Consider the following 12,415-nt stretch of genomic DNA (forward strand, 5'->3'; position numbering starts at 1 on the left):
GCTCAGTCCTCCCGTGGCGGTTCATCATGCAACTGGTCGTAATCCCCCAGCGCCGGGGTGCGCACCACCACCTCGCGCACCCGCGCATCCGCCGGCAGGGTGACCGGAATCGGCGGCGGCTGTCCGCGCGCCTCGCGGCGGCGCTCCAGCGCCAGGCGCACCGCATTGGGATGCGGCACCTCGCGCGCCAGCGCCTCCTCGATTGCCGCTGTCAGCTCCGCCGCCCCATAGGAATCGAGCAGGCGCAGCAAAGCCGCCGTCATGCTGCCCAAGGGCTCCCCGCGTTCAGCGGCCTGGGTCAGCAGGGTCTGACTGATCGGTACCGCCTGGATCAACCGATCCTGCCCCCGGTGCTGACGCGCGGCGCGCTTGCGCGCCACCAGCTCGGCCACATGCGCCGGGTCCTCCACCTGCGCCCCGGCATCGAAGGAGCGCGCATGAGTGGCGATCACCGCGGCCCCATCGAGCACCCGCACCTGCCCGAGCGACGCCACCACCGTGAGCGTGCGGCGCACATGAGTGTGGGGAATGGAATAGTCGTTGCGGTCAAAGCGCACATAGGGCGTCTTCCCGACCGACACCGCCACCTGCTCTTCGGTAGGAAAGGGAACCGGCGGCAAGGCCAGCAGATGCGGGCGTTCTTGTTCAAAAACCGCGCGCACTGACTGCGCGCGGTCCTCCGGGCACGGCCGATCCGCCGCCTGGCCCTGACACCAGGTATCAGCCTGGGCATTCAAATCCGCCAGATCACTGAAGGTGCGCGCAGCAAAGAAACTGTCGCGAATGTAGCGAATCGCCCGCTCCACGCGGCCTTTTTCATTCCCTCGCGCCACCGCGACCGGACGTGGCTCGAAGCGATAATGACCGGCCAGTTCCAACAGCGTTGGATGAAAGCGTATTGCCTCGCCCTGGCGCTCAAGCACCGCGCTTTTGAGGTTGTCATACAGCAGCACCCGCGGCACGCCGCCCCAGGCCGCGAAGGCGCCGACATGCCCGCGCAGGAAGTTGGCCATCTGGGCATCGAGAAAGAAGCGCAGAAACACCGCCCGCGAGAAGCTCAGCACCATCACAAAGGCCATCAGGGTGCGGGTGGCCCGGCCAATGGTGAGCTTGCCAAAGTGGCCCCAGTCGACTTGGGCCTGCTCACCGGGCAGGGTCTTTAAGCGCAGAAAGGCCTCGGGCTGCGGGCGTGGGCGCACATGGGCAATCAAATGGCGGAAATGATCCGGCCCGCCGCGATAGCCGCGCTCGCGCACCATGGCATAGAGCCGGCTGGCGGTGAGACGCGGATAGGTCTTGAGCGTCTCCACGACAAAGGGCAGATAGGGGTCGATGAGCGAGGGACGCGCGGCGCGCTCGACTTTGGGCAGTCCGGACTGGGACAGCACCCGATCGACGGTGGCGTGATGCACGCCGAGCTGCTGGGCGATGGTGCCGACGCGCCAGTGCTCAGCAAGGAAGTAGCGCAGGATCTTGGCTTCGAGCTCGGAAGGGATGGTCATGATGGCTCCTGTTGGCTTCAGGGGTCGCGGCCAGCAACGCCTGACTGCGGGCGGCGGAGAAAACCTTGGCGCAGAAGAGGCGAGCACTCACACCCGCAGCGATGACAGGGCACCTCGGGGACCTGGGCATCATCGGCAACCGCCGCGGGATTGAGAACGGCGACCGGCTCTGCCACGGCAATCGGCGTGGGGGTGTTCTCACAGGAGCATTGATCGGATGGGCGCGGGGGTGAACCCTGATGCGTCACTTTTTCGCGCTGGCGACGGCGGTAGCGCGCTTGGCGGGCGGCATGGGTATGGCGCCCGCGACGGCTGGATTGGTAGCGTCGGGCGGCGGCACGCTGGGCGTCGTGCCGGGCACGTTGTGCGCAGGTGGGGCCGCAATAGCGGTTGCCGCGATCACAGCGACTGCAGAGTACGACCTGCTGACGGCAACGGGCACAGAGGAACAGACGGGCACTGAGGCATGGGGCGCAATGGGCGCACATCGGCGGCTCCCGCCGATGAGGGTGGATGTATTCTCCCGCCAGGCCGATACTGCCGGCGGGCCGTGCCATGCACGGTTGGGGGCGCGGTCGCGGAGAGACTGTGGTGGTCGAAGCCGCGGTCGCGCCTGTCTCAACGGCCCCAAGCCTCTACCTGCTTTTTCCGCGGTTGTCACCCCCGACGAGGGCGATGACGCGACCCTCCCGCAACACCAAGCCGCCGCGCGCGGGCGCTGCGCCGAGGAGCGCACACCGTCCAGTCGCCCTCCGGGCTCCTTCCCGGTGTGCGCTCCTCGGCCCCTGGATCTGCCTTTCCACACCAACCTGAGACTGGGGTTTGTCACCAGCCTCGTTGGCGGTTGACTGCGCTATTCACCGGCTATAAGCGCTTTTTGAGCGCCATCTACAATCCTGTGCTGTCAGTCAACACTGACGCGAATTGACGCCAGTCAAAAAGACTAGATGTTGCGCGTTAGCTCTAACGCGCGCACAAGATATAGTGGTTGACAACGGACGAAAGCAAGGTATTGTGGACAGCTTAGGACAAAAAAAGACCGGAGGTGCTGGTAACACCATCCGGTCCGGTTGTCCGATAGGCTCGGACGGGCGCTTGATGCACTTGTGACCGCTCCGAGCATCCTTGCCGGAGTGATAGGCGTCTGGTCTGTTCGTTTGCGAATAACGCAATATAAGCGACTATAACGGACAATAACGGACAATAGCAAGACCCTGTCCCGCCGGTCAGCAATTCCCGCTGCTCCCCATTCGGTCGCGCGCCCGTCGATTGAGCGAGCGTTGCGAAACCCCTGGGCAGAGGAAAACCTCACGGGTAAGCCGTGATGGTGCAAGCTGGCTGTTGGTTATCCCCTGAACATCATCACACGAGCGCTCGGTCACGGCGGTCGTCTAGGAAGTATCCCAGGTCAGGACGAGTTTGGGCGGATCGAAGATGGAGCGATACAGGGCCTCCCAATTTGGGATCAGGCAGAGATTGAAGCGATGGCGTAGCTGATCCCACAACCGGATCTTGCTCTGCGCCGCTGTCATTGCGGTTTGAAACAGCCGACAACAGCGTTGTTGGATCTGGTCGATGAGAAACGCCAGCATCATCAGATGCATCAGCACGGTGCTTAAGTGTTGATCGCCGTGACCGAAGTTGTGCTCGAAGTGATAGCCTTGATTTTTCAGGGTGTTAAAGGTTTCGTTCTCGATTTTCCAGCGGGCGCGGGCTCCTCGCATCAAAGTCATCAGGTTGGTGTCGTCGATGGGAATGTCGGTGACCCAGGAGAAATGGGTCACCTTGCCATCCGGGGCGTGCTCCCAGTACTCGAGGAAATTGACCTCCAGGTCAAAATTGGACTCATTCAATGGGGCACCGTTGAGAGAGCGAAAGCGGTGGCGCGTGCCGTCTTCGTCCTTGTACTCGCGCACGATCGTCGTTGGGGTGTTGGCCACCCAGTCGAACAGAAAGCCATGGTCGCTTTCCTTGGCACCGAGGATGAAGCGCATGTTCAACGCCTGAAGATGGCGGATGTGCGGGGCGTTGGACGCCAAGGCATCCTCAATGACGATGAGTTTCAGGTGCGGATGCTCGCGACGCACATCGCTTAACAACCGCTTGCTGGCGTTGCGCTCGCAGTCGTTTTTCTTCGCCCCATCGGCGCGCATAATGGGCTCTGGTGCCAAGGGAAAGACCTCGCGCTGATCGGGGTGGACCAACACCGCCGCCAGCGCCTGATGGTAGTAGGTGATGGTGCCGTCGCGGTGGTGTTTCTCGGCGCAGTGCTGGCAATGGATGCTCTGTGAGGAGAAGTACCCGGTGCCGTCGAGCGAGAGCAGGTAGTGCCCGTGCAGATAGGCAAACCCTTCCAAGCCCTTGCCCCGCTGCAAGGCGGCCAACAACGCCTTGTACAAGGGGCGCAGATGCTTGGGGTCCATCACATCGAGACGTTGGCGAAACCAGGTATCGCTCGGGGCGCGCTCAATGCCGTAGAGCGTGCGCAGATTCGCTCGCTTGGTTGCATCCTTGCGGTCTTGGTCGAATTGCAGCAAGGAGGGGTATTTCAGTCCGAACAGCGCCAGACCGGACATCAGGTGATCGACCAGCGGGATGTCGCTCGCCGCTTCATCCGGGATTTTCCCGAAGACCGATCGCGCGGTGCGCAGCAGTCCGGCGGCACTCAGCGATTGACGACCAAAAGGCGCACTCATCAGTTCTTACCTCGCAACCTGAGCTTTGCGAGATAATACCCTGATTCTGTGAGAAAGTTTACGAAAACATTTTTCCCACAATCATGCAGTGCATTGTTTTTAAAGCAAATAATTCTTCAACGGGAATTGCTGCCCGCCGGTATCTTCAGCTCCCGGAGATACTGAAAAATGCAGTCACAGCAACCCACCATCATTCGGCCGTCTGGCATCAAGGCAGCTACCGGCTACGCTCGCTCGACAGCTTACGAGAAGATGAAGCGCGGCGAATTCCCGCAGACCGTTAAGCTCGGAGCGCGCGCGGTCGGCTGGTTAAAGTCGGACGTTGACCAGTGGCTCGCGGAGCGCGTAGCAGCGTCCCGCACTGACCCGTCATCGGCAGCATGAGGGTCAGACAATGCTTACAGACAACAAAGCCGTGGCGGCTGGCACCGCTCACGGCTCAATAGGTTATTGCGCGCTCAATTCTACCACCACCACCGACCCGGAGCCGTTTTCCCTGGCAGCTCCCGAGGTATTCCAGCCACCCGAGCCGCAGCAGATACAGGCGCGGTTTGATGCACTCACAGCCGGCGGATGGACTCAGGCCGGTATCGTATCGGAGGTACGCAAGCGCGGCATCAAGCTCGACCCTGGCGACTTCTCAAACGCACGGCGCGGCAAGCATGGCAAGAAATTGTCGCGCGAGCAGTGGCATGCGCTCCAGGCGCTCCCGGTTGACCACCAGGATGATGTCGTTGTCGACAACCAGAACGACAGCGCTGTCGACCACCAGGATGATGAGCAAGCCGGCGTCGACCTGACCACCCGGCGCGCGGAGGCGGAGCGGTATCTGGCCATCCTCGACAGCGAGGCGGAGAGCTTCACGTTCCAGACCTTCGACGATACCGAGGCAAAGCGCGGCCATCTGGCGCAGACCATCGTCGGAGACCTCGAGTCCGTCTGGTCACAGCTCGAGCGGCTAAACCAGGCTGGCGCGGGTGTATTCGTCACGGTCAATGAGACCCGAGGCCAGACCCGGCGCGCGGGTGACGTGGTCAGGGTGCGCGCATGCTTCGCGGACTACGATCCACCGAAGACAGCGCCAGCACCCGCGCTTGCTGACTATCCGCTCGCACCGGTCATGCTGGTGGAGTCCAGTCCCGGCAAGACACATACCTACTGGACAGTCGACGGACTCGACCTCCTGCACTTCAAGCCGATGCAGCAGGCCATCAGCGGTCGACTCGGATCTGACCCGGCACCGAACGACCTCCCGCGCGTCATGCGACTCCCTGGCTTCTATCACTGCAAAAACCCTGACCATCGGCATCTGGTGCGCGTGGTCTGGACAGATGAGCGGCAACCCTACCAGGCGGAGCAGGTGCGCGCGGCATTCGGCCAGCAGCGCCAGCAGCAGCAGGTGCAGCACCAGGCCACCGAGCAGACCGACACCGCGCGGCCGGCTGACACCGACCCGGTTGTCCAGGCGCTCACGGACAAGGGTTTGCTCTTACAGCGTCGACGCGACGGCGGGTGGCACATTCGCTGTCCGTGGGAGTCGGAGCACACAACACCGTCGACACCGACCTCGAGCACCTATTTCCCGGCGCATACCGGCGGTTATGCAGGCGCGGCGTACAAGTGCCAGCACTCACACTGCGCAGAGCGCGGCATATTCGACCTGAAAGAGCATCTCGGCATTGACCCGTGGCCAGACCTCGAGTCGCTCCACAACATCACCGAGCCGGAGCCTTACCCGCTCGACGCGCTACCAGAGCGCGTGAGAGCCGCTGTCGCGGAGGTGCAGGGCTTCGTCAAGGCACCGCTCCCGCTGGTCGCCACCAGCGCGCTATCGGTGCTGTCAGTGGCAACACAAGGGCATGTCGATGTCGCGCGCGCGGAGAAGCTCAAGGGTCCGAGCAGCTTGTTCATGCTGGCCATTGCGGACTCAGGCGAGCGCAAGAGCACCGTCGACGGGTTTTTCACAGCGGCCATTCGCGAATATGAGGCGAAACAGCACGAGGCGATGAAGTCGGAGCTTGAAGACTACCGCGCGGCAATGAAGAAATGGCAGGCGGAGTGCGATGGACTCTTGACTGGTATTCGGCAGTCGCGAAAGGCCGGCAAGTCCGAAAAGGTGAAAGAGTATGGACTCGCACTGCAAGACCTCGAGCACAGCAAGCCGGCGGAGCCGCGCGTTCCGCGTCTGCTACGCGGAGACGATACACCCGAGGCGCTGGCGTGGTCGTTGGCGAAGCAATGGCCGTCGGCTGGCGTCCTGTCATCCGAGGCCGGCGTCATCTTCGGCGCGCATGGCATGGGCAAAGACAGCGTCATGCGCAACCTGGCGCTGTTGAATATCTTGTGGGACGGCGGCTGTCTCGACATCGGGCGGCGGACAACGGAGAGCTTCACCGTCAAGGGTGCGCGCTTCACCGTGGGTCTGATGGTACAAGAGCAGACCTTGCGCGAATACTTCGACCGAGCCGGCGCGCTGGCGCGTGGGTCAGGGTTTCTTGCGCGCTTTCTCGTTTGCTGGCCGAAGTCGACGCAAGGCATGCGGCCATTCACCGATCCGCCGGAGCACTGGCCGGCGCTGGCGCGGTTCAACTCCCGGCTGTCAGGCATCCTCGAGAGTCCCGTCGTACCGGATGAAGACGGCAGGCTATCACCGCATCTGCTCACGCTGGCACCCGATGCAAAGGCGTTGTGGGTGCAGTTCCATGATGCCATCGAGGCGGAGCTTGCACCCGCCGGAGAGCTTCACGAGGTGCGCGACGTGGCGGCGAAGGTGGCTGATAACGCGGCCAGACTTGCGGCGCTGTTTCACGTCTTCGAGCATAACCTGGCTGACCCTATCGGCGTCGACATCATGGAGCGCGCGGTCCGCATTGTGACCTGGCATTTGTCCGAGGCGCGGAGGTTTTTCGGAGAGCTTGCGGTTCCACCCGCAACCCTGGCAGCAGCGCAGCTCGAGCAGTGGCTTGTGGGTCACTGTCGTGCGCATGGAGTCGATACGGTCAAGCGCAAGGAAGTGCAGCAGCTTGTGACACCGGCGGCACTGAGACGCGGAGACAAGCTCACAGATGCGATCCTGACCCTGGCAGAGCATGGTCGGGTGCGCGAGCGCGTCGACGGCAAGAAAAAGCTCTTGCAGGTGAGGCCGGAGGTGCTCGCAGCATGAAGTTATCCGCTCTTATGCGACCCGGCGCACTCCGAGGTACAGCGCCAACATCAGCGCCAACGGTCGCAACAGTCGCAACAATAGCAGTCGCAAGACCACCAGAGCCGAAAATTGACCCGCCACCGCTCACGGCAGCAGAGCAGGCGGACATCACCGAGGCCGTGGTGGAACGCGCGGCCATCATGGAATTTGATGTTGGACTCCGGCGACCCGAGGCGGAGCAGCAGGCGCGGTCACTGATGAGGGTCTATCGGGTGCTGGTGGCAATGGATGATGAGCCGGCGCGCTGGTGCACGCTGCTTGCTCCCGGATGTGACATCACCCAGGCACAGCGCGCGGCGGTCGCTCAATTCGGCGCAGCGCGGGTGCTCGAGGTGCGGGAGGCTGACCATGTCTAATATCCGCGCGCTCAATAGCGACAACGACGTTATGCGGGAGGCTGAAAGACATGGCGTAGCGGATGCACTGCGCAAAGCTCGCGCAAGAGCAGATGGTCATGTCTCAGCTATCACCACCACAAGCGCGCTGTTCATTGTCTGTGCGACACCACCCGATGATGGATATATCGCTTTTGTGGGAGACGGTCCCGGCGACCTCCCGGAGATACTCGCGCGGCTGAATGGTGCGCGCATCAGCGGTTTAGATGGGAGGTGAAATGGCAGTCAGGCGCGACACACAAGGCCGGTTCACGGTCGGACATCCCGGCGGACCTGGCAGACCGAAGCGGCAGACCGAGGCCGGCTACCTATCAACCATGATGAGCGTGGTCGACCTCGACCAGTGGCGTCGCATCTGCGAGAAGGCGCGAGACGATGCGCTGGCTGGCGATGAAAAAGCGCGGTCCTGGCTGGCGCGGTATCTGGTCGGAGACCCGAGCGCGAAAGCTCCCGCCACCACCGAGGTAATTATTCAGCAGCTCCTACAGCTCGACCCCGCGCTCGACAAAGCGGCGATGCGACTCGCGGCACCCGAGCTAACCAGTGAAGAGTTTCCAGGACTCGCGGCAAAAGAGCGCCATGAGTCGGTTGTCAGAGCAGAAGCGGCGGCGGCCATCCTCCAGGCGGAGGCGGTCTAGCGGGGCTTACACTAACTGTGGGTCCCTCTGGAGCTTGATGCACCACGGGTTGTTCGAGGCGCGGTGTCTGGCTAGTGACAGGAAAAAAAAACTTGGTTGTTTCTTGAGGATGTTTGACATGGCAAAGAGCGACAGCACCGACCCGGTCGGTATTGAAGACGGACTCACAGACCAGCAACGACGCGGCGCAGAGCTTGCGGCGGCTGGCTGGTCAGGCGTGGATATTGCCGGAGAGCTTAACGTCAGGCCGGAGACGGTCAGCAGATGGAGAAAGCTCCCGGCGTGGCAGGCGGCTGTCGACGGCATCTTGTCCGAGGCGCGAGCGGTTATCGGGAGTCGCGTTCTAGACTTGTCCGAGCGCGCGCTTGACCAGCTCGAGCTACTGGTCGAATACCGGCACAACCCGACTATCCGACTCAGAGCTTGCATTGAGATGGTCAGGCTGGCCGGCGTCGGTCGCGCGGTATCGGGTGGCCAGCGGAGCAGCAACCTCCCGACCAGAGCAGCGAGCGGAGAATGAGCCGAAAACAGCTCGAGCCGATGCGCGCGGCAGCAGCAACCACCGACACCGCTGTCGACTTCGATCTGCCGACTGACTTCGACTTACCGGCTGACTTCGACTTGCCGACTGACTTCGACATGCCGACTGACTTCGACATGCCAGCACCACCGAAAAAGACCCGGTACTGATGCGCGTTTGTATACCCGTTTGTATACCGGCGGAGATAGTCAAAGAGAAAGGCGAGAAAAAACAGGATATTGAAAACATGAATGGCGGAGAGGGTGGGATTCGAACCCACGGACCCCATAAGGAGTCACTTGATTTCGAGTCAAGCCCGTTCGACCACTCCGGCACCTCTCCGATAATGGAGGTGGGTTTGCAGCTTGGGTTTACCCACTCTTTGCATGGTAGGTCGCTGCTGGTCTTGCGCCTATCTTACGATGTGCGGCAGCCATTATACGCGGTTAGAGTGGAGTTGGCAGTTTGGCGGAATCGCCAGAGCGCTCCGTCCCCAAGCATCAGGTCTTCGCAGTCTCGTCGATCCGCAGGCTGCGCTGGGCCAGCCACACCAGTAGCAGCACGGGCACGCCGATCAGGGTGGTGAACAGGAAGAAGTAGGGATAGCCGATGCTGTCTACCATGGAGCCGGAATAGCCACCAAGGACTTTCGGCAGCAATGTCATAAGGGAACTGAACAGGGCGTATTGCACGGCGGTGAAGGAGACATTTGTCAGGCTGGAGAGGAAGGCGACGAAAGCGGCACTGGCCAAACCGCCGGCGAGATTGTCGGCCGCGACCGTGACATAGAGCATAGGTATTTGGTGGCCGACATTGGCCAGCACGATAAAGAGCAGGTTGGTGACGGCGGAGAGCACGGCACCGAGCATCAGAATCCGCATCACCCCGAAGCGTGTGGCCATGAGCCCGCCGAGGAATCCGCCGGCGATGCTGACGACCACACCGAAGGTCTTGACCGCGGTGGCGATCTCCGGCTTAGTGAAGCCGATGTCCTGGTAGAACACGTTGGAGATGACGCCCAGCACGATATCGGAGATGCGATAGAGCCCGACCAGCGCCAGCAGCAACAGCGCCGTGCGCAGCCCGTAGCGGCGGAAGAAATCCAGCGCAGGTTCGACCCAGGTCGCGCGCGCGATGCGACGATCGACCGCGCCGAGGCGCACCAGCAGCCAGCCGACGGCGAGCGCACAGGCGACGGCCAGCCCGAAATGCAGGGTCTCGAGCAGGAAGTTCAGAAACGCATCATTGCCGAGCACCTGCTTGATGGCGGTGAACCCGGAGCTGCCGGCAAAGAAAGCCGCGACAAAGGCCGCCGCCGAGACCAGAAACACCAGCACCAGGCGCGTGTAATCGAAGGCGCCGCAGCCATCGTCCAAGCGCACCTGCGCTTCGGGCTCCGACACCACCAGGGTGGTGGCCACGCCAATCAGCATGACGGCAGCCATGACCAGGTAGGTGAGCTGCCAGGCGGTATAGGAATACCCCTGTGCGGCGGAGCCAAAGCTAGCGGCCAGGTAGAGCGCGCCAGCGCCGGCGACCACCATGCCGACACGATAGCCAGCGATGTAGGCCGCAGAAAGCACGCCCTGCATGCGCGCCGGGGCGATTTCGATGCGATAAGCGTCGATGACGATATCCTGGGTCGCGGATGAAAACCCAAGCATTACCGCCGCGAGCGCCATCATCACCAGCGTCTCGCGCCCCTGGGATGGATCATTCAGCGCCATCAGCACAATGGCGCAGATCACGGCAAGCTGGGCAACCAGTAGCCAGCCGCGCCGTCGCCCGAGCAGGCGGGTCAGCAACGGCAGCGGAATGCGGTCGATCAATGGCGCCCAGATGAACTTGAAGGAGTAACCCAGCGCTGCCCAGCTGAAGAAGGTCACGGCGCCACGCTCGACGCCCGCCTCACGCAGCCACAGCGAGAGCGAAGAGAAAATCAGCAGGATCGGCATGCCGGCCGAGAAACCGAGAAACAGCAAAGCCAGGACCCGCATGTCACCCAAGGCCGAGACAGTCGCCGCGATGAAGCCCTTTTTCGACTCGGCTGCCGAGTCGGCTTCCGAATCAGCTACCGGCTCGGCTGTTATCGCGGCTCTTGGCGCGGCCGCCGATCCGGCTCTCGCATTGTCAGGCGGCGCGGTACCTGGCTCGGCTGGCGCCTCAGCTCCCTGTTGGGCGGTCATAGAGGGTTCCTGTCGTGAGGCTATCGCGATGCCGGTGGCACGCAGAGCCGGGAAACATTGACACTGAATACCAGATCGACCTTGACAAGAAGATCGGTATATTAGAAACTATCAATGTACTGATGATCCACTCGATCAGCGGTACACTCCTCCATCCTCCTTTGGTGGTATTTCAAGCGCGGCGCCCGCCGCGCTTTTTTTATGCGCGCGGCTCTGGCTTTGGTGCACTCAATCGGCGCCTGATGGCATGCCCGGGGGCTACCTCAGCCTCAGTAGCCGTACCCGGCCGATTCCATCCCGGTGATGACACCGTCGCGCACGGTGATGCGCATCATGAAGCGCTGCGGGCCGAAGTTGTAGGTCCAAATCTCGTAGGGCAGACTTTCGTATTCGGTCACATAGCCGCCGACGCCATGGTCGTACACCTGCACCGCCCGGCGCTCCTGGCGCTTTTCAACATCCACGGGCTCGCCGCAATAGCGCGTGAGCTTAAGCGTGGAGTCCCCCTCCGCAATCAGGTAATTGCCGCAGCGCAGCGCCCAGGCGTCCGCCGTCATGCCCAGACAGAAGGCCAGCAGCAGCCAGGACCAGCCGCGCGCAGAACTGCGGTGAGAACCATTCACTGCAATCCTGCCCAAGGTTGTCGCGCTCAGCTGGCTGCCGACCCTGTGTCGCCCATGCTGATGGTTCGCAAACATCGGGTTTGCAGACATCGGGTTTGCAGAGATTGGGCTCGCAAACATCGCGTTCCCTGTCGACTCATTCATAGCGCACTTCGAGGATCTGGAACTCGCGCGCGCCGCCGGGGGCTTCCACCACTGCCTGATCGCCTTCGCTCTTGCCGATCAGGGCGCGGGCGATGGGCGAGCTGATGGAGATCATGCCCTTCTTGATGTCGGCCTCGTCCTCGCCCACGATGACAAAGCAGTGCTCCTCATCCTTTTCGACCTCAAGCACATCGACGGTAGCACCGAACATGACCTTGCCGTTCGGCGACAGTTTGGTCACATCAATGATTTCGGCATAGGAGAGCTTGCCTTCAATCTCGCTGATACGACCCTCAATGAACCCCTGCTCCTCGCGCGCGGCGTGGTATTCGGCATTCTCTTTAAGATCGCCGTGGGCACGGGCCTCGGCGATGGCCTCGATGACACGCGGTCTTTCAATCCGCTTGAGCCGCTCGAGCTCCTCGCGTAACTGTTCCGCGCCTCTGACCGTCAGAGGGACTTTATTCATGCGCTGTTATCCTCGTCGGTGATTGTTGCGCCGTCTC

13 protein-coding genes and 1 tRNA gene are annotated in these 12,415 nt (G+C 62.2%); 7 read left to right on the forward strand and 7 right to left on the reverse strand.

The features are described from left to right. Nucleotides 1–2 precede the first annotated feature (2 nt). The 3 genes from istA to Thiosp_RS19055 all read right to left on the reverse strand — a co-directional run bounded on the left by istA (nt 3) and on the right by Thiosp_RS19055 (nt 4,198). Nucleotides 3–1,502: an IS21 family transposase gene (istA, locus tag Thiosp_RS19045; RefSeq protein ID WP_323696454.1), complete on the reverse strand. Its 1,500-nt coding sequence runs from the start codon at nt 1,500–1,502 to the stop codon at nt 3–5. Between the two features lie 17 nt (nt 1,503–1,519). After that, nucleotides 1,520–2,059 (reverse strand): hypothetical protein, encoded by a 540-nt coding sequence (locus Thiosp_RS19050; RefSeq protein ID WP_201062934.1) that lies wholly within the window; start codon nt 2,057–2,059, stop codon nt 1,520–1,522. An 834-nt stretch (nt 2,060–2,893) separates the two neighbouring features. Beyond that, complete coding sequence (locus Thiosp_RS19055) at nt 2,894–4,198, reverse strand: hypothetical protein (RefSeq protein WP_323696447.1); 1,305 nt, start codon at nt 4,196–4,198, stop codon at nt 2,894–2,896. Nucleotides 4,199–4,366: 168 nt separating this feature from the next. Here Thiosp_RS19055 and Thiosp_RS19060 point away from each other — a divergent pair, with 168 nt between their 5' ends. The 7 genes from Thiosp_RS19060 (at nt 4,367) to Thiosp_RS19090 (ending at nt 9,126) form a co-directional block, all read left to right on the forward strand. Beyond that, entirely contained in the window at nt 4,367–4,582 is a 216-nt protein-coding gene (locus Thiosp_RS19060) for a helix-turn-helix transcriptional regulator (protein WP_201068932.1), read from the forward strand. A gap of 10 nt (nt 4,583–4,592) precedes the next feature. Further along, nucleotides 4,593–7,361 (forward strand): DUF3987 domain-containing protein, encoded by a 2,769-nt coding sequence (locus Thiosp_RS19065; RefSeq protein WP_201068931.1) that lies wholly within the window; start codon nt 4,593–4,595, stop codon nt 7,359–7,361. Continuing rightward, nucleotides 7,358–7,759, forward strand: coding sequence for a hypothetical protein (locus Thiosp_RS19070; RefSeq protein ID WP_201068930.1), 402 nt, complete (start codon nt 7,358–7,360; stop codon nt 7,757–7,759). The genes Thiosp_RS19065 and Thiosp_RS19070 overlap by 4 nt, the downstream gene beginning before the upstream one ends. Next, nucleotides 7,752–8,015 (forward strand): hypothetical protein, encoded by a 264-nt coding sequence (locus Thiosp_RS19075; RefSeq protein WP_201068929.1) that lies wholly within the window; start codon nt 7,752–7,754, stop codon nt 8,013–8,015. Before Thiosp_RS19070 ends, Thiosp_RS19075 begins: the two co-directional genes overlap by 8 nt. 100 nt (nt 8,016–8,115) lie before the next feature. After that, nucleotides 8,116–8,436: a hypothetical protein gene (locus tag Thiosp_RS19080; protein ID WP_201068928.1), complete on the forward strand. Its 321-nt coding sequence runs from the start codon at nt 8,116–8,118 to the stop codon at nt 8,434–8,436. Nucleotides 8,437–8,554: 118 nt separating this feature from the next. Further along, nucleotides 8,555–8,956, forward strand: coding sequence for a hypothetical protein (locus Thiosp_RS19085; protein ID WP_201068927.1), 402 nt, complete (start codon nt 8,555–8,557; stop codon nt 8,954–8,956). After that, nucleotides 8,953–9,126: a hypothetical protein gene (locus tag Thiosp_RS19090; RefSeq protein ID WP_323696611.1), complete on the forward strand. Its 174-nt coding sequence runs from the start codon at nt 8,953–8,955 to the stop codon at nt 9,124–9,126. Before Thiosp_RS19085 ends, Thiosp_RS19090 begins: the two co-directional genes overlap by 4 nt. An 82-nt stretch (nt 9,127–9,208) precedes the next feature. Here Thiosp_RS19090 and Thiosp_RS19095 read toward each other — a convergent pair. From Thiosp_RS19095 to greA, 4 genes are all read right to left on the reverse strand, one after another. Further along, nucleotides 9,209–9,298: transfer RNA gene (locus Thiosp_RS19095), tRNA-Ser, on the reverse strand. A gap of 158 nt (nt 9,299–9,456) precedes the next feature. After that, on the reverse strand, nt 9,457–11,142 hold the full coding sequence (locus Thiosp_RS19100) for an AmpG family muropeptide MFS transporter (protein WP_242518209.1): 1,686 nt from the start codon (nt 11,140–11,142) through the stop codon (nt 9,457–9,459). A gap of 269 nt (nt 11,143–11,411) precedes the next feature. Continuing rightward, a complete protein-coding gene (locus Thiosp_RS19105) occupies nt 11,412–11,765 on the reverse strand; it encodes a DUF2845 domain-containing protein (RefSeq protein WP_201063302.1) in 354 nt (117 codons plus the stop codon). 136 nt (nt 11,766–11,901) lie between these two features. Continuing rightward, nucleotides 11,902–12,378, reverse strand: coding sequence for a transcription elongation factor GreA (gene greA, locus Thiosp_RS19110; RefSeq protein WP_201063301.1), 477 nt, complete (start codon nt 12,376–12,378; stop codon nt 11,902–11,904). Between the last annotated feature and the right edge of the window lie 37 nt (nt 12,379–12,415).

Origin of the sequence: Thiorhodovibrio litoralis (assembly GCF_033954455.1) — a bacterium.
Lineage (GTDB): Bacteria > Pseudomonadota > Gammaproteobacteria > Chromatiales > Chromatiaceae > Thiorhodovibrio > Thiorhodovibrio litoralis.

Coding starts and splice junctions, on each gene's coding strand:
- istA (WP_323696454.1), bottom strand. CDS start 1,502: ATGACCATCCCTTCCGAGCTCGAAGCCAAGATCCTGCGCTACTTCCTT.
- Thiosp_RS19050 (WP_201062934.1), bottom strand. CDS start 2,059: ATGGCACGGCCCGCCGGCAGTATCGGCCTGGCGGGAGAATACATCCAC.
- Thiosp_RS19055 (WP_323696447.1), bottom strand. CDS start 4,198: ATGAGTGCGCCTTTTGGTCGTCAATCGCTGAGTGCCGCCGGACTGCTG.
- Thiosp_RS19060 (WP_201068932.1), top strand. CDS start 4,367: ATGCAGTCACAGCAACCCACCATCATTCGGCCGTCTGGCATCAAGGCA.
- Thiosp_RS19065 (WP_201068931.1), top strand. CDS start 4,593: ATGCTTACAGACAACAAAGCCGTGGCGGCTGGCACCGCTCACGGCTCA.
- Thiosp_RS19070 (WP_201068930.1), top strand. CDS start 7,358: ATGAAGTTATCCGCTCTTATGCGACCCGGCGCACTCCGAGGTACAGCG.
- Thiosp_RS19075 (WP_201068929.1), top strand. CDS start 7,752: ATGTCTAATATCCGCGCGCTCAATAGCGACAACGACGTTATGCGGGAG.
- Thiosp_RS19080 (WP_201068928.1), top strand. CDS start 8,116: ATGATGAGCGTGGTCGACCTCGACCAGTGGCGTCGCATCTGCGAGAAG.
- Thiosp_RS19085 (WP_201068927.1), top strand. CDS start 8,555: ATGGCAAAGAGCGACAGCACCGACCCGGTCGGTATTGAAGACGGACTC.
- Thiosp_RS19090 (WP_323696611.1), top strand. CDS start 8,953: ATGAGCCGAAAACAGCTCGAGCCGATGCGCGCGGCAGCAGCAACCACC.
- Thiosp_RS19100 (WP_242518209.1), bottom strand. CDS start 11,142: ATGACCGCCCAACAGGGAGCTGAGGCGCCAGCCGAGCCAGGTACCGCG.
- greA (WP_201063301.1), bottom strand. CDS start 12,378: ATGAATAAAGTCCCTCTGACGGTCAGAGGCGCGGAACAGTTACGCGAG.